Source organism: Streptomyces sp. cf386 (genome assembly GCF_900103585.1).
In the GTDB taxonomy this organism is placed as follows: Bacteria; Actinomycetota; Actinomycetes; order Streptomycetales; family Streptomycetaceae; genus Streptomyces.
On the sequence record NZ_FNHV01000021.1, the window covers coordinates 97290 to 112899 of the forward strand.

A 15610-nucleotide genomic window follows, 5' to 3' on the forward strand; every position below is an offset into this window, starting at 1 on the left:
TGGTTTTCACTTACTCGCCCAGGAAGGCGGGGCGGGTCAGGTGACCACGCCCGGGACCACCGTCAGCTGCTGGTAGCCGCCACTGCGGTGGCGCACCGTCAGGACGGCCGCACGGCCCGGGCGGGACCCGGCGACGGCTCGCGCCAGGTCGGTGGCCGAGTCGACGCGGGTCTTGCCGAGGGCGAGGACCACGTCGCCCCGGACCAGTCCGGCCGTGTATCCGGGACCCGGCACATGGACGCCGACGACCAGGGCACCCGGCTTGTCGTCGTCCACGGCCTCGACTCCGAGGGTCGCGACGGCGGCGGGGGACGGCGAGGGAGTCGGGGACGGCGCGGCCGAGGAACCGGGGTGGGCCGAGCTCGTCGGGCTTCCGGAGATGCCCAGTCCCGTCTGCTGACGCTGCAGCTCGGCGAGCTTGCTCATACCGATCACCGTGGCGCCCATCGTGCCGAGTCCGACCCCGGACAGGACCAGGACCAGCCCGACGAGCAAGGCGCACAGCAGGGTCGCGCATCGTCGGCCTCGGCGCCGGGGCGCGGCATGTGGACGCCGCGCGCCGGGGCCGGTCTCGGCGCCGTCACCGGGCCCCTGACCAGGCATGGGCTTGGGTCGCAACGCAGTCTGTTCCATCGGATCGCCTCCGCCTGGTGACTACCCTGCGCACCGGCGCACAACGAGCCACGATCGAGTGAGACTGACCGGTGGTCAGGAACGGGAAGCCCGACGATGCCCGTACGTCAGCCCGTGTGTCCCTCCCCGTGACCGCCGTGCCCGCCGCCGTGGTCGAACTTCAGTGCCTCCGCCGGCATGACGACGAAGGGCCGCATCATGCCCATGTCCTCGTGTTCGAGGAGGTGGCAGTGGTACATGAACCGGCCGTAGGCGCCGTCGAACTTCCCCATGACGCGGAGCACCTGGCTGCCGGGCACCTGGAAGACGTCCTTGTGTCCGAGCTCGTTGGGCGCGAGCGGGATCGAGGTGCCCGCGTCGTACCGAATCGGGCTGCGGGTGCCGCCCACCGCCGGGTCGAAGCCCGAGACGTCGTAGGCGTCCCGGCCCAGCAGTTGGAAGTCGGCCAGGTGGATGTGCATGGGGTGGACGATCGGCGCCAGGTTGAGGAAGCTCCACTGCTCGTGGCTGCCCTCGGCGATCGTGAAGCCGAGGCCGTCGTTGAACGTCCGGGCCGTACGCCGGTATGTCTTGGTCTTGCCGTTCGGGCCGGTGACCTGGATGACGCCGTCGGTGGGGACCTGGATGTCGCCCGGGTGCTCGACCTCGGCCATCTCCCAGATCTCCGGGTGGCCGCCGGCGCCCTTGGTGGCGGGCGGGGTGAGCACGATCAGGCGGTGCCCGTGCTCGATGTCGTGCGTGAGCCTGCGGAATGAGCCGGAGAGCACCTCGGGCAGTTCGAAGGTGTCCGGCTCGCAGCTCTCCCGGACCCGGAACTCCATGACCGCCGGATAGCGCACGTCACCCGCCGGGTCGGGTACGCCGGGCGGCTGGTTGCGGCCCTTGTTGACCAGGCGCAGCTTGCGGCCGGCGAGACAGCGGAAGTCGACGAGCAGGTCGAAGCGCTCGGCCGGCGCCGCGCTCAGCGTGGGCAGCGCGCCGTCGAAGTCGATCGGCACCGGGCGCGGCAGCAGTCCGCCGTCGCTGCCGATCTGGTGCACGATGCCCGGGACCGGGTTGTCGTCCTCGTCGACCAGGACGAGGTTGTAGATACGCGCGTTGGACGCGTTGACCAGCCGGAAGCGGTACCAGGCGGCGTCCACCTCGGCGTACGGCCAGATACGGCCGTTGACCGTGTTGTACGGGCCGGTGAACGGGATGGAGACCGGCTTTCCCGTCTCCGGGTTCTTCTGCTGGACGATCACCGTCTTGTGCAGCAGCCGGCCGTTGAGACGGCCGTCCTCGTCGGTGTCGAGGTTGCGGTCGGCCAGCAGCAGCGGGATCTCCCGCTCCCCGCAGGGGAGATGGAGGGCGTCCTCCTCGTCGTCACGGATGAGGTAGGTGCCGTACAGGCCCGTCATCACGTTCCACCGCGTGATGTTCATGGCGTGGTCGTGGTACCACCACTGCACCGCCTGATGGTCGTTCGGATACTCGGACAGCTGGGCATCTCCGAAGCCGACCGCGTTGTCCGCCCAGCCGTCGTTGCCGCCGCCCGTCTGGGCGCCGTGCAGATGGGTCACCGACCAGGCGGGCAGGGCCGCGACGTCCTTGTTGGGCTCGACGCCGTCGCGGCCGGGCTCGGTGGTTGACTGCGGGCGGCCGTCCGTGCGCAGCGGTACCTCCACCGAGGTGACCGGGTACTCGCTGTCCCTGGGGATCCGGTTGGTCCACGCGATGCGCACGCGCTGCCCGCGTCGCACCTCGATGGTCGGGCCGGGCACCTGGCCGTCGTACCCCCACATCAGGGTCGGCGGCAGCTGCGGGTGCATGCGGACCCAGGTCGGGCGCAGGGCGATCTCGGTCTCGCGCAGGACGTCGTCGGACGCGGGTCGCAGGACGGGAGGGACGGGCAACGGGGCCGCGTACGGCGTGAGTTCGCCGGTGGCGTGCCGCTGCTCTCCCTCCTCTGCCTTGCTGTCGCTGTCCGTGAACCTCTCGATGATGTCGGTCAAGGTCGAACACCCCCGTGTGTTCTCGTTGTCTGTTCCCCTCACCCCAGAAGACTCGCAACGCACCGCCGGAGTTCCAGGAATATCCCGTTCCGCACGGAAAGTTTCGGAAACGGCATTCGGAGGGCCGAAGTCCGTTGTCAGTGGTGACTGTTACGTTCTGTGACATGACCGATCACGCGCTGCGGCTGCTCCGGCAGAATCCCCGCCTGGCCGAACTGGCCGCCTTCCCCTTCAACTTCGACCTGGCCCGCGCAGCACACGGCCATGTCGAGGAGGTCCGCCTCGCCTCGGGCGGCCCGCTGGAGGTGGTGGCCGGGGACGACACGGGCGGTACGTACTTCGTGTGCGCGGACGGCTCGATGTTGTACGCCGATTCGGAGGGCGGCGCCGGGATCATCGGCTCCAGTGCCGACGAGGCGCTCGAGATCATGATCGGGCTGGCGGAAGCCGAGGAGGAAGAGGAGAGCGAAGACGACGAGGAGGAATGCCACCAGCACCCTGGTCTCGATGAGGCTCGGGCTGAGCTGCGCGCCGCGCTCGGCTTTCCGGAGCGCTCGACGGCCGAGCTCGAAGCGATGCGACAGGCCGCACTCCTGCGCACCGAGCCGGACTTCGTGCTGCTGAACGCCGACGAGGGGTGCGCATACGAGTTGCTAGGTCCGCCGGGTCCTCCCCTGTGGGAGCCGGTGCTCGCGACTGGCCGCGCAGACCTCGCCCTGCTGCGGGCGGGTGACCGCGTGGCGTGGGACGCGGTGGCCGACGACCCCGTACGGCGTCGACTCGCCCTGCGGGCCGCGCAGTTCGACCGCGACGAGGGCGATCTTGAGCTGCTGCGGCATCTGTTGCGGCACGAGACGCGGTCCTCGATGACAGACGAGTTGCGACTCGGCGCCGTGCTGGTGGGGCTGCGCGGAGACGTCGGTGACCTGTCGCTGCTGCACGAGGTCCGTGAGACGGACTTCGACACGGCGTGCGGCCTGGGCGGCATGCCGGAACCCGGTGCGGACGCGGACGCATTGCGGGAGTGGGCGCGCGAGCTCGACGAGTTGCTGTTCGGGGCGGATCCGTCGGACGAGCCGGTCTCCACCTGGACCGACCTCGCGCGGGACCAGGGCATGACCGAACTCGCCCGGGTGCCCCTGATCCGTGAACTCGACGCGATCTTCATGGACCAGGGCAGACTCCGCCGCCCCGGCGCGTCTCGTGCACTGACCACCGCCCCGCTGAGCGCGCTCGCCCGCGACTTCGAGGAACTCGGGGACCTGCCGCAGGCGCTGCGCGCTCAACGGCTGTACGCCGCCCTTCAGGAGTCGGCGTGGGACCGGGTCTCGGCCCGCCACACCCAGGCCCGCCTGGAGCGGGAAGCGGGCCAACTGCCGCACGCCGTCCGCACCCTGGCCGCCGTGCGGGAGGCCCTGGCCACCCCTGGGGACGAGTCGCTTCGCCACTGGCAGCAGGTGAACCTCGGCCGCTTCATCGCCGAGGAGCACTACCGGCTCACCCGCGCCCTGGCCGACGCGAACCTCCCCGAGGAGGCCCGCGCGCTGCTCGCCGCCGCCGACGCGATACTCGGCGAGCTCTGGGAGAACGCCTCGAAGGGCGTACGAGAGCTCGCCGAGGAGACGGCCGCGCGGATGCGGGAGGTCGGCTGAGGACGGGCACGGCCGGCCCGGAGATCAGGTGAGGACGGGCACCGCCGGCGGCCGGTCCGGCAGGAAGCCGTGGGCGCGGCGGGCCAGGTATTCGGCCTTGTAGCGGTCGACCTTCTGATGCCAGTTCAGGATGCCCGCCAACCAGTTCTGGAGGTCGACCACGTAGTTGCCCATGATCTCCCGAGCCTCGTCCGAGAGCCCGAAGTCCTCGTAGACGATGGGGAGTTCGTGTGCGGCCACATGCTCGAACTGCTGCATGCGCTGGGTCATCAGGTCGTGGACGACCTCCAGCGCGGTCGGGTAGTCGATGCCGAAGAAGTTCTGCACGACGAGGATCGCGTTGTGGATCTCGCCCTCGTACTCGATCTCCTTCTGGTACGAGAAGACGTCGTTGAGCAGGCAGGCGTAGTCGATGGCGGCGTTCTCCAGCGAGCGGACGGGTCCGCTGCGGTACACCTCCGGCGGGATGGCGGGGCCGTGGCCCATCCGGCACAGGCTGAGGGTGAGGTCGGAGCCGAAGGTGGCGCGGCGCATCTCCAGGTAGTCCACGGGGTCGGGGATGCGGTGCTGGAGCTGGTTGGACAGTTCCCACACCCAGCTCTCGGTCATGACGTCCACCGAGTCCTTCAGGGTGCGCCGCTCGTCAGCTGTCATCTCCACTGTCGTACGCGCCCACAGGTCGACGAGTCCGCGCTCCATGGCGTTGAGGGGGACGGTGGCCTCCTCGCCGTCGAGGGGCATGCAGGCCGACAGCCGCCGCGTGGTCAGCCGCGCGGCGGCCAGGTCGCGCCGGTGGCCGAAGACCAGGGGGTAGTAGTCGTCGCCGTAGGTGCCCCAGGCGAGCCACTGGGCGCTGAGGTCGAGGGCCTCCGGTGTGGCGTCCGGGTCGAGGCCCGCCGAGCACAGCGGGAGGTCGTAGGCGGCGAGCTTGTCCTCGTCCCAGACGCCCTCCTGGAGCATGCCCATGCGGTGCATCCACTCGGTGAGGCGGGGGCGGGCGTCGTTCAGGTGCGGGCTGAGCTCCACCTGGTAGGGCATGTAGAAGTCGGGCAGCCGGGAGGGGCCGACCTTCTGGAACGGCACGTGCGTGTAGGCACGCAGGCGTTCCGCGCCCGCCGAGGCGAGCAGCGCGCCGATGTCGGCGGCGGAGGTGCCGGGACCGGTGAGACCCCGCCAGGGCGTGGTGGACTCGGCGCGCGCGTTCATGTACCGGCTGGAGCGCAGGTGCCATTCGTGGCCGCCGGACTGCCAGTCCTGCAGCCCCTGGGTGTACGCCGCGACCGCCGCGGCCTCCGGCGGGGTGAGCCCCTTCTCCAGCGCCACGGCGGGCACTTCGGTGAGGGCGGTGTGCTCGAACTGGTGGAGCCGGGAGGTGAGGACGTCGTTGACCGTGTCGGCGGCCTCCTGGGTGGTGCAGCCGAAGAACTTCTCCAGCACCAGCACGCCGTTGCTGTTCTCGCCCTCGTCCTCGACCTCGCGCTGGTAGGAGAACAGGTCGTTGCGCAGGTGCACGGCGTCGGAGAACGTCTCCATCAGGACCCTGAGCGGCCTCGACTCCGCGACGGACGCGGGGACTTCGGCGGTCGCGTACTCCACCAGGCCCGACGACCAGGGGGCGCCGCCCACCTTGCGGCGCATCTCGATGTATTCGACGGGGTTGGCGATGCGCCCCTCGTTGATGTTGGACAGCTCCCACAGGGACTCGTTGAGAAGGTGCTCGGTGGCGACCGCGAACCGGCGGCGCCAGTCGACCGACATCGCGGGCACCGTCCGCGTCCACAGGTCGGCGAGCCCGGCCTCGACCGGGTTCTGCGGCTCGGGCATCGGGGTCGACAGGTCCATCGGCATGAACAGCGGGAGCCGGTCCAGATAGGCCTTGCCGCCGACGCGGTCCTGGGTGCGCTTGAAGGTCTCCAGGAAGTGGTCGTCGAAGAAGAAGACCCACACGTACCAGTCGGTGATGAGGGAGAGAGCGTCGGCGTCACACTCCGGGTGGGTGTAGGCGCAGAGCAGGCCGTAGTCATGCGCGTCCAGGTCGGTCTGCTCCCAGACCCCGGATCCCTCCAGCATCCCCATCTCGCGCGCCCACTCGGTCGAATGGGCGCGTGCCTCGTCGACATGTGGGTTCAGCCGCGCGGGATACGGCATGTAGAAGTGCGGGAGTTCGAAGGGCTGCTGCGTCATGGCCCGGCCCTACCCCCGGGCTCCGACAGGCATCCACGGCGCGGCACATGATCACACCATCGCGTGAATCACGGGTGAATCCGGGAGTTCTCGCCGGGCCTTGTGGCGTTCACCTCTACGCGCGCAGACTTTTCGAGCCTCACGCTTTCGAGCTTCATATGTCCCCCCTGAGTTGTCCCCCTGAGCTGTCCCCTCTGAGTTGTCCCCCTGTGTCCACCTCCCGCACCGGAGTCGCGATGAACCACACCGGATCCCTCTCCCGCCGCACCGCCCTGGCCTCTCTCGCCGGGGCGGCGCTGGCCACGACCGCGACGTTCCCTGCCGCGGCGGCCGAGCGGCACGGCCGCCGGTCCGTTCGGTTCGCCACCTTCAACGCCTCCCTGAACCGCTCCGCCCAGGGCGGGCTGATCACCGACCTGTCCACGCCGGACAACGCCCAGGCGCGCAACGCCGCCGAGACCATCCAGCGGGTCGACCCGGACATCCTGCTGATCAACGAGTTCGACTACGACGATCAGGGCAGAGCGGCCCGCCTGTTCCTGCGCAACTATCTGTCCGTCGGCCAGGGCGGGGCGAAGCCGGTCCGCTACCCATACCACTTCACCGGCCCGGTGAACACGGGCGTCGCCACCGGCGTGGACCTCGACGGGAAGAACGGCGCCGTCACGACGCCCGGTTCGGACGCGTACGGGCAGGACGCCTATGGCTACGGCTGGTTCCCGGGGCAGTACGGCATGCTCGTGCTGTCGAAGTACCCGATCGACACGCGCGCGGTGCGCACCTTCCAGCGCTTCCTGTGGAAGGACATGCCCGGCCACATCATGCCGCCGGACTACTACAGCGACGAGGCGCGCGCGATCCTGCGGCTGTCGTCGAAGAGCCACTGGGACGTGCCGGTGCGCATCGGGCACTCCACCGTGCACTTCCTGGTCTCGCACCCGACGCCGCCCACCTTCGACGGCCCCGAGGACCGCAACGGACGGCGCAACCACGACGAGATCCGGCTCTGGGCCGACTACATCGGCGGGCGTCGGCGCAGCTCCTACCTCTACGACGACAAGGGTGTGTGCGGCGGGCTGCGGCCCGGGGCTCTGTTCGTGATCGCGGGCGACAACAACGCCGATCCGTACGACGGCGACAGCTACGACCACGCCATACGGCAGCTGCTCGACCACCCGGTGGTCAATCTCCCGGCCACCCCGCCGTCCAGCGCGGGCGGCGTGGAGGCCGCGAGGCTCCAGGGCGGCGCCAACGCCTCGCACACCGGCAACCCGGCGTACGACACCTCCGACTTCGGCGACACCGCTCCCGGGAACCTGCGCGTCGACTACGTCCTCCCGTCCAAGGGCCTGACACCGGGCGCGAACGGCGTCTTCTGGCCGACGTCCGAAGACCCGCTGTACCGCCTGGTCGGGGACGGGAAGACGGTTCCGACGTCCGACCACCGGCTGGTGTGGCAGGACGTGCGCCTGGGCTGACGCCTACCGGTTGCGCACCGCCCGCCCCACCTCCGACCTCAACGTGACGAACTCCGCCAGGCCCCGGGTCGTGATCTGGTCCCGGGCGCCGGGCAGTTCGACGGGGAGGTCCAGGACGACCTTGCAGCCGGGCCCCGGGGAGAGGACGACGACACGGTCGCCCAGGTACACGCTCTCGTCGATGTCGTGGGTGACGAAGACGATCGTCGCGCCGTCCGTGCGGTGGACCTCCAGGAGGAGGTCCTCCAGGTCCTCGCGGGTCTGGGCGTCCAGAGAGCCGAAGGGTTCGTCCATGAGGAGGAGGGAGGGGCGGCAGACCAGGGCGCGGGCGATCGCCACGCGTTGCTGCATGCCGCCCGAGAGCTGCCAAGGGTGGCGCCGGGCGGTGTCGGTGAGGCCGACGCGGGCCAGGATGCGGTCGGCCTCGGCCCGGCGTTCCACTCGCGGCATGCCCCTGCGGCGCAGCGGGAGCGCCACGTTCTCGCGGACCGTGAGCCAGGGGTAGAGGGAGCGGGCGTAGTCCTGGAAGACCACGGCCAGGTTGTCGGGGACGCCGCGCACGGGCGTGCCGTCCAAGGTGATCGTGCCGTCGTACGCCGGCAGCAGGCCGGCGACGGTGCGCAGCAGGGTGGATTTGCCGCAGCCGGACGGGCCCACGACGCACAGGAGTTGGCCGTCCGGCACGGTGAGGGTGATGTCGTGCAGTACCTGGTGGTCGCCGTAGTGCTGGCCGACCTCGGCTAGGCGGAGCATGACTGTCCCTGGGCGGAGGTGGTAGGGGGCGTACGGGTCATACGGTCGTGCTCCTCCCTCTTCCGACGAGCCGTTTCTCGACCGCCAGCAGGCCGGTGTTGAGGAGGTAGCCGAGGGCGCCGAGCAGGGCCAGCGCCGCCCAGACGGTGAGCAGGTCGGAGCGGGACTGGGCGTCGGTGAGCGTGAAGCCGATGCCGTTCGCGGTGCCCGGCAGCAGTTCCGAGAACACCATGAGGATGAGGGAGAGCGAGAGGCTCAGACGCAGGCCGGCGAAGATGCGGGGCAGGGCGGAGGGCAGGATGAGGAAGCGGAGCCGTTCGGCCGGGGTGAGGCGCAGGACCGCGGCGACCTCGAGGCGCAGTGGGTCGGTGTCGCGAGCGCCCTCGGCGGTGTTGATCAGCACCGGCCAGACGGCACTGAAGACGATCGAGGCGATCTGCATCGGCGTACCGAAGTCGAAGATCACCACGAAGACGGGGACCAGGGCGGGCGGCGGGACGGCGCGGGCGAACTGCAGGACGGGGTTGCAGAGGCCGTACGCGCGCCGCGAGCGGCCGACCGCGACGCCGAGGGCGACCCCGGCGACGGCGGCAAGCGCGAACCCGGTGGCCATCCGGCCAAGGCTGGGCAGGACATCGGCGACGGCGGCATCGGTGAGGAAGACATGCTGCACGGGACCCGAGAACCACAGATCCCCGGCATGCCGCGCAATCTCGGCGGGCGGCGGGAAGTAGACGCTCCCGTGCGCACGGGCCGCCAGCTGCCAGAGGACCACGGCGAGTGCGAGGACGGTCCAGCGCAGAAGGGCGTGGCGTACGGCGGCGGGGGCGAGGGCGCGGCGCAAAAGCGACGGCACGAGGACCCGGCGCGCGACTGCCGACCGTCGGTCAGGAGTTGCGGCGGATCCAGATCGGGATGGGGCGCTCCGAGGCTGGTTCATGCAGCGCTCCTCACGGCGCGACTCGGGGAGGTCAGGCACACCCGCGTCGCATGACCGGCCCCGCACCGAACGCCACGCACCACCCACCCCGTCACCCCGTCACCCCACACCCCGCCGCCCCGGCGTCCAAGGGAACAACCGCCGCTCCCCCCACACCAGCACCCCGTTGATGACCAGCCCCAGACCCCCCGCCCACACGACCCCCGCCAACACATCCCGCGTCCCGTCCGTGGCCAGACCGGCCTGGGCGATGAAGATGCCGAGGCCCTCGCCGAAGCCGGAGAGGATCTCCGTGGCGACGGCGAGGATGAGGGCGACGGCGGCCGAGATGCGGATGCCTGCGGCGATGAAGGGGGCCGTGCCCGGTAGTTCGACGCGCAGGAGGACGGAGAGGCGGCCGAAGCCGAAGGCACGGAGGGTGTCCTTGGCGAGGGGGTCGGTCTCGCCCAGGCCGTAGATGGTGTTGAAGAGGATCGGCCAGACGGACGCGTACGTCACCAGCGCGACCTTGGTCTCGGTCCCCGACCCGAGGAGCAGGGAGACCAACGGGATCAGCGCGACAGACGGCAACGGCCGCAGGAACTCGACGATCGCGCGCACCGCGGCGTCGACGACCGGCACACTCCCGAGGACGAGCCCGACCGGAACGGCGATCGCACACGCCAGGGCGAGACCGAGCGCCCAGGCGCGCAGCGTCGCGGCGATGCCGTCCAGGAACACCGTGTCGCCCGCCAACTCGACGGCACGGGCCAGCACTTCGGACGCGGGCGGCAGATAGCTGCGCCGCACCAGACCCGCACGGGAGACGGCCTCGCAGGCACCGAAGGCCAGCAGCACCCCCAAAGCGCCCAGCAGCAGCTGCCCCTGACGGCCCTTCACGTCACTTGACCAGCAACGTCGCCGGATCGAGCGGCTTCTTCAGCATCCCGTGCTTCTCCATGAGGTCGGTCAGCCGCTTGAGCTGCACGGCGTCCATCGTGGGCGGAAAGACGGGCAGATCGATCGACTCGGCCTGCTTCTCAGTCACCTTGGTGTACGTCGGCAGGGTGTCGCGCACTACGGACGGGTCCTCCTCGGCGATCCGCACGGCCGCTTTGATGGCCCGCTGGAACGCGGCCAGCGTCTTGACGTTCCCGTCGACGTACCTGCTGGTGCTGACGTACCCGCTGAGAGGGATGGCCTCCACCGGCGCGGACGAGCCGTCGATGAGGACCCTGGCCTTCAACTCATCTTGAAGGGCGCTGTCGTAGGGCTCGACCGCGTGCACGGCGTCGACCTGGCCCTTGTCCAGGGCGGCGCCCATCTGCGGGAAGGGAATCGCCCGGTAGACGGGACGGCCGACGCCCTGTTTCGCGAGGATCTCGTCGAAGGTCAGCGACTGGACGTTGTTGAGGACGTTGACGGCGAGCTTCTTGCCCTCCAGGTCGGCGACGGTCTTGATGTCCGAGTCCTCGGACACCAGGACCTCCATCATGCGCGGCGCGGCCCTGATCGCCTCGGCGACGATCCGGATGTCGAGGGTGCCCTTCTCGTAGGCCTGCAGATAGGTCACGTAGTTCGCGCTCGCGACCATGTCGATCTGCCCCTTGGCCAGGGCCGGCAGCGCCTGGAGGCTCTGCTGGACCTGCTGGATACGGACGTCGAGGCCCTCCTTCTCGAACAGGCCGCGGTCCCGCGCGATGTAGAGGGCGACGCAGTCGATCAGTGGCAGGGCGGCCACGGTGACGGTCTCCCGCCCCTCGGCCCCGGACGAGGAGTCCCCGTCGTCGCCGCAGGCCGTGACCGCCACCAGCATGAGGGTGGCCGCGGCGGCCGCCGCTGTCCTCGTTCCCGAGCGCAATTGACGTAACGGCATGGCGACATGACTACCAAGAATTTGTCATGATCACCACAGTGCCATCCGAGACGGATGAACGGTGAACAACGCCGGCCGACCGGCCGGAACCGCGACGGTCGGCACACCGACCCGGACGCGTCCATCTGTTGGTCTTCATCGATATACGCCACCTTGGTCGCATGACCTCCTTCACGCTCCCGCACGAGCTGCACGGCGACGGCGCCCACAAGGTGTTCGCCGTGCACGGCTGGTTCGCCGACCGGTCCGCCTACGCGGCCGTCCTCCCCGACCTCGACCGTACGGAGTTCACCTACGCCCTCGTCGATCTGCGCGGCTACGGCCGGGCCAAGGACGCCGTGGGCGCGTACACGACGATCGAGGGGGCCCTCGACCTCGTCGAACTGGCCGACCGGCTCGGCTGGGAGCGGTTCTCGGTGGTCGGGCACTCGATGGGCGGCGCGGTCGGACAGCGCCTCCTCGCCGTCGCCCCACATCGGCTGCGCAGGCTGGTCGGTGTCTCTCCGGTTCCGGCGTCGGGGCTGGCGCTGCCGCCGGATCAGTGGGAGCTGTTCGCAGAGGCGGCGCACAAGCCGGAGAACCGGCGCGCCATCATCGACATCACCACCGGGGGACGCCGCCCGGCCGCCTGGCTCGACCGTATGGTCGCCCGTTCGCTCGTGGTCAGCGACCAGAAGGCGTTCCGCGCCTGGCTGGACTCCTGGGCCGGGGAGGACTTCCACACCCAGGTCGAGGGCTCCCTGGTCCCCGCGCTCGCCGTGACCGGCGCCCTCGACCCGGCCCTCTCCGCCGATCTCCTCCGCCGGACGTGGATGATCTGGTATCCCCGCGCCGAGCTGTACGAACTCCCCTCCTCGGGCCACTACGCGATGGACGAGACCCCGCTGGAACTGATCCGGGTGACCGAGGACTTCCTGCGCGCGGACGAGGGGAGGCAGGCGTGACCGTCCATCAGGCACCCCCCGTCCCCGACGTCTTCGACCCCCGCCAGCACGCCACCGGCGTCCCGTACGACGCCTATCGCGTCCTGCGCGACCACCACCCCGTGGCCCGCCAGGACGAGCCCGAGGTGCTGGGCTGGCCCGCCGGGCCCGGGTTCTGGGCGGTGACCCGGCACGCGGACGTGGTGCGGGTGCTCAAGGACTCGGCGACGTACTCCTCGTACATCGGCGCGACCCAGATCCGCGACCCGGACCCGGACGACCTGCCGTTCATCCGCCGCATGATGCTCAACCAGGATCCGCCGGGGCACGGGCGCCTGAGACGACTGGTCAGCCGGGCCTTCACTCCCGGACGCATCGAACGCTTCGCCAAGGTGGCCAAGGACCGAGCCCGGACGCTCCTCGCCCACGCCCTCGACGAGGCCCGCGCCTCGGACGGCACCGTCGACCTGGTCACCACCGTCACCGACGACTACGCCCTGCTCAACCTCGCCGACCTGCTCGGCGTACCGGAGGCCGATCGCAGGCTGCTGCTGCACTGGACGCAGCGGGTCATCGGCTACCAGGACCCCGACGAGGCGGGGCCGCAGGTGCTGGACCCGGCGGGCAAGCCGGTCAACCCACGGTCGCCGGCGATGCTGCGGGACATGTTCGGGTACGCCCAGCAGTTGGCCGCGCACAAGCGGCGGTATCCCGATGACGACGTCATGACGACGCTCGCCCACGACGCCGAACTCTCGCGAGCCGAGCTGGAGATGTTCTTCTTCCTGCTCACAGTCGCGGGCAACGACACCGTCCGCAGTGCGGCTCCGGGCGGGTTGCTCACCCTCGCCCAGCATCCGGAGGCGTACGACCGCCTACGCAACGGACGCGTCGAACTCACCCCCGCCGTCGACGAGTTGCTCCGCTGGCACCCCCCGGTCCTCACCTTCCGCCGCACCGCCGCGCAGGACACGGAGCTGGCCGGCCGTCGCATTCGCGCGGGTGACAAGGTGGTCGTCTTCCACGCTTCGGCCAACCGCGACGAACGGGTCTTCGCCGACCCGGACCGGCTGGATCTGTCCCGCACCCCGAACCCCCACGTCTCCTTCGGCGACGGCCCGCACGTCTGCATGGGGGCGCACTTCGCACGGCTCCAGCTGCGGGTGCTCTACCGGGAGGCCCTACGGGTCCTGCCCGAACTGCGCACGGCGGGAGCGCCGGAGCGCCTGGTGTCGAACTTCATCAACGGACTCAAGTCGCTCCCGATACGGATCACTTGAGCCCTTCCCGCCCCACGGTGATCACGTCCGCACCTGGATCAGCGCATGCGTCCCGCCGGTCCGCCACTTCTGCCCCTCCGCCTCGACCAGCGCCGCCTCGGTCCGGGCGTCCAGCCCGGTGATCACGTCTGACTTCAGCGTCCGCAGGGCGGCGACCGGTCCGGGGAAATGCGCGGTGACCTCGGTGAACGGCGTGGTCGGCGGCCAGAGTCGGTCGCCGACGAGGCGACGGTAGTTGAGGTCGCCCTTGACGAGGGTGAGGGTCGCCGTGGCCAGCTCCTCGCGGAGGTCGCCGGGCATCTCCGCGAACGGCAGGGGGCCGCTGGAGAAGGGGTGCGCGCGGACGACGAGGCGGCCGTCGGTCATCGCCGACCAGAGCGTGCGGCCGTACGTCGCGGCCGCACCCGGTGCCGCCGTCAGTCGGCGCAGGGCGTCGAGTACGTCGGTGTGCGTGGCGTCGGAGACGTAGTAGGGGTACGGCTTGATATGCAGGACGGCCCGCCCGACGCGTCCCTGGGTGAGGAGGTGGGCGATGAGGAGCAGGTCGGGAACGAGTTCGCGGCCCGCGTTGTCGGCGATCAGACACAGGGTGGCCGCGCCGGACGGCGGGAGCAGGGACCAGAGGGTCTCGCTGTCGTCGGCCACCAGGGGCGGGGTGTCCGAGGAGGCCTCGCCCTGCGCGGCCGACAGCCGGAAGCCGAGGTCGGCGCGGTTGCCCCACAGGGAGCCGTGCAGCAGCGCCCGGTCCTGCTCGTCGGTGGGCCGGTCCGCGAGGGAGTCGAGGGCGGCCAGTTCCTCGTCGGTCTCCGGGGCGTCGAGCTCGGCCAGCTTGGAGGGGCGGAAGGGATCGATGCCCTGCCAGGGGCCGGGGGTGAAGTAGCCGACTGCTTCGAGGAGTTGGCGGTAGAAGTAGCTCTCCGACCACAGCCACGGTACGTCGAACCAGGACCGGCCGGTGTACAGGTCGGCACCCCATGCCGTCCAGCGGCCACGGTCGTGCGCGTCGGCGGGGAGCGGTTCGATCACGCCCTTGGCGCAGCTCGCGAGGAGCGCGTCCAGCGCGCGGTGCCGCTCGGGGTCGTACGGGAAGGACTCCCGTACCTGCCGGATGATCGCGGGATGCCGCTCGGCGAGAACGCTGTGCGGGAACGAGCCGGGTTCGCTGCCGAGGAGCACGGGCGCGAGCGGGGTGTCGGACCTGTCGGGCATGCGCCTCACCGTATCGCGGGCGTCATACGGCTCTGTTCTCCCGCTCCAGCTGTGTCGCGAGGGTGAGGTAGCGGGCGCGGCGGGGTACCGGGACCAGGCCCCGGATCATGAGGTGCCACATCTCGGCCACCCGGCGGGGCTGGCGCGCGACGGGTTCGAGGGAGCGGCCGACGACGCGGGTGCCGACGAAGAAGCAGACGAGGGAGTGGGCCGCTGCCTCGACGTCGACGTCCGGATGAATGTCGGACTCCTTGGCGGCGCCGTGGAGTCTGCGGGTGGTGATGTCCAGCAGCTCGGTGAAGGGGTGCCGCAGGGGCGGCCGTATCACCACTCCCCCGGTGGCCAGGCGCAGGCCGGCCCGGGGTATCGGGCCCTCGACGGTCAGGCGCGTGATGCCGAACGTCGTGCGGATCAGTGCCTCCAGGGAGGAGTGGCCCCGGGCGTCCATCTCGCTCGCCACCTGACGGGAGGCCCTGGACTGGAGCTCCATGATGGCCTGGGCGAGGTCCTCCTTGGCCGCGAAGTGGAAGTACAGGGCGCCCTTGGTGACTTGGGCATGCTCGACGATGTCGCTGAGGCTGGTCGATTCATAGCCGTGACGGTCGAACAGTTCGGCGGCGGCTGTGAGGATCGTGGTGCGGGTCTGTTCGGCGCGTAACTGCCTCACCATCGGCTGGACTCTCCTGGGACTGAAAAGAACGGGTCATGC

The 15610-nt window shown here is 70.4% G+C and carries 13 protein-coding genes; 4 read left to right on the forward strand and 9 right to left on the reverse strand.

Annotated features, from left to right (window positions below; genetic code table 11):
• Window positions 1-36: 36 nt before the first annotated feature.
• Both BLU79_RS38605 and phsA read right to left on the reverse strand, forming a co-directional pair.
• Window positions 37-633: a PDZ domain-containing protein gene (locus tag BLU79_RS38605; protein WP_093910687.1), complete on the reverse strand. Its 597-nt coding sequence runs from the start codon at window positions 631-633 to the stop codon at window positions 37-39.
• A gap of 107 nt (window positions 634-740) precedes the next feature.
• Complete coding sequence (gene phsA / locus BLU79_RS38610) at window positions 741-2627, reverse strand: O-aminophenol oxidase PhsA (RefSeq protein ID WP_093910688.1); 1887 nt, start codon at window positions 2625-2627, stop codon at window positions 741-743.
• Between the two features lie 164 nt (window positions 2628-2791).
• Here phsA and BLU79_RS38615 point away from each other — a divergent pair, with 164 nt between their 5' ends.
• The gene (locus BLU79_RS38615) at window positions 2792-4279 is read left to right on the forward strand and encodes a hypothetical protein (protein WP_093910689.1); all 1488 of its coding nucleotides are present in this window, start codon (window positions 2792-2794) and stop codon (window positions 4277-4279) included.
• 24 nt (window positions 4280-4303) lie between these two features.
• Here the strand turns inward: BLU79_RS38615 and cyc2 are convergent, their stop codons facing one another.
• Complete coding sequence (gene cyc2 / locus BLU79_RS38620; RefSeq protein ID WP_093910690.1) at window positions 4304-6463, reverse strand: germacradienol/geosmin synthase Cyc2; 2160 nt, start codon at window positions 6461-6463, stop codon at window positions 4304-4306.
• A 236-nt stretch (window positions 6464-6699) separates the two neighbouring features.
• On the opposite strand from cyc2, the gene BLU79_RS38625 reads away from it, so the two are divergent.
• The gene (locus BLU79_RS38625; RefSeq protein ID WP_093910691.1) at window positions 6700-7941 is read left to right on the forward strand and encodes an endonuclease/exonuclease/phosphatase family protein; all 1242 of its coding nucleotides are present in this window, start codon (window positions 6700-6702) and stop codon (window positions 7939-7941) included.
• A gap of 3 nt (window positions 7942-7944) precedes the next feature.
• Here the strand turns inward: BLU79_RS38625 and BLU79_RS38630 are convergent, their stop codons facing one another.
• The 4 genes from BLU79_RS38630 to BLU79_RS38645 form a co-directional block, all read right to left on the reverse strand.
• The gene (locus tag BLU79_RS38630; protein WP_093910692.1) at window positions 7945-8694 is read right to left on the reverse strand and encodes an ABC transporter ATP-binding protein; all 750 of its coding nucleotides are present in this window, start codon (window positions 8692-8694) and stop codon (window positions 7945-7947) included.
• 37 nt (window positions 8695-8731) lie between these two features.
• A complete protein-coding gene (locus BLU79_RS38635) occupies window positions 8732-9550 on the reverse strand; it encodes an ABC transporter permease (RefSeq protein ID WP_256333625.1) in 819 nt (272 codons plus the stop codon).
• A gap of 183 nt (window positions 9551-9733) precedes the next feature.
• The gene (locus BLU79_RS38640) at window positions 9734-10513 is read right to left on the reverse strand and encodes an ABC transporter permease (protein WP_093910694.1); all 780 of its coding nucleotides are present in this window, start codon (window positions 10511-10513) and stop codon (window positions 9734-9736) included.
• A gap of 1 nt (window position 10514) precedes the next feature.
• Complete coding sequence (locus tag BLU79_RS38645) at window positions 10515-11489, reverse strand: ABC transporter substrate-binding protein (RefSeq protein WP_093910695.1); 975 nt, start codon at window positions 11487-11489, stop codon at window positions 10515-10517.
• A 161-nt stretch (window positions 11490-11650) separates the two neighbouring features.
• On the opposite strand from BLU79_RS38645, the gene BLU79_RS38650 reads away from it, so the two are divergent.
• Together BLU79_RS38650 and BLU79_RS38655 are read left to right on the forward strand one after the other, a co-directional pair.
• Window positions 11651-12433: an alpha/beta fold hydrolase gene (locus tag BLU79_RS38650; protein ID WP_093910696.1), complete on the forward strand. Its 783-nt coding sequence runs from the start codon at window positions 11651-11653 to the stop codon at window positions 12431-12433.
• Entirely contained in the window at window positions 12430-13692 is a 1263-nt protein-coding gene (locus BLU79_RS38655) for a cytochrome P450 (RefSeq protein ID WP_093910697.1), read from the forward strand. The genes BLU79_RS38650 and BLU79_RS38655 overlap by 4 nt, the downstream gene beginning before the upstream one ends.
• A 21-nt stretch (window positions 13693-13713) precedes the next feature.
• Here BLU79_RS38655 and BLU79_RS38660 read toward each other — a convergent pair whose 3' ends face one another.
• Both BLU79_RS38660 and BLU79_RS38665 read right to left on the reverse strand, forming a co-directional pair.
• Window positions 13714-14901: a damage-control phosphatase ARMT1 family protein gene (locus BLU79_RS38660; protein WP_093910698.1), complete on the reverse strand. Its 1188-nt coding sequence runs from the start codon at window positions 14899-14901 to the stop codon at window positions 13714-13716.
• A gap of 22 nt (window positions 14902-14923) precedes the next feature.
• Window positions 14924-15571 (reverse strand): ScbR family autoregulator-binding transcription factor, encoded by a 648-nt coding sequence (locus tag BLU79_RS38665; protein WP_093910699.1) that lies wholly within the window; start codon window positions 15569-15571, stop codon window positions 14924-14926.
• Window positions 15572-15610: the final 39 nt, after the last annotated feature.

Excerpts from the sequence above, each read along its gene's own strand:
- BLU79_RS38605 (WP_093910687.1), bottom strand. The coding sequence starts at position 633 with ATGGAACAGACTGCGTTGCGACCCAAGCCCATGCCTGGTCAGGGGCCC.
- BLU79_RS38615 (WP_093910689.1), top strand. The coding sequence starts at position 2,792 with ATGACCGATCACGCGCTGCGGCTGCTCCGGCAGAATCCCCGCCTGGCC.
- cyc2 (WP_093910690.1), bottom strand. The coding sequence starts at position 6,463 with ATGACGCAGCAGCCCTTCGAACTCCCGCACTTCTACATGCCGTATCCC.
- BLU79_RS38625 (WP_093910691.1), top strand. The coding sequence starts at position 6,700 with ATGAACCACACCGGATCCCTCTCCCGCCGCACCGCCCTGGCCTCTCTC.
- BLU79_RS38630 (WP_093910692.1), bottom strand. The coding sequence starts at position 8,694 with ATGCTCCGCCTAGCCGAGGTCGGCCAGCACTACGGCGACCACCAGGTA.
- BLU79_RS38645 (WP_093910695.1), bottom strand. The coding sequence starts at position 11,489 with ATGCCGTTACGTCAATTGCGCTCGGGAACGAGGACAGCGGCGGCCGCC.
- BLU79_RS38650 (WP_093910696.1), top strand. The coding sequence starts at position 11,651 with ATGACCTCCTTCACGCTCCCGCACGAGCTGCACGGCGACGGCGCCCAC.
- BLU79_RS38660 (WP_093910698.1), bottom strand. The coding sequence starts at position 14,901 with ATGCCCGACAGGTCCGACACCCCGCTCGCGCCCGTGCTCCTCGGCAGC.
- BLU79_RS38665 (WP_093910699.1), bottom strand. The coding sequence starts at position 15,571 with ATGGTGAGGCAGTTACGCGCCGAACAGACCCGCACCACGATCCTCACA.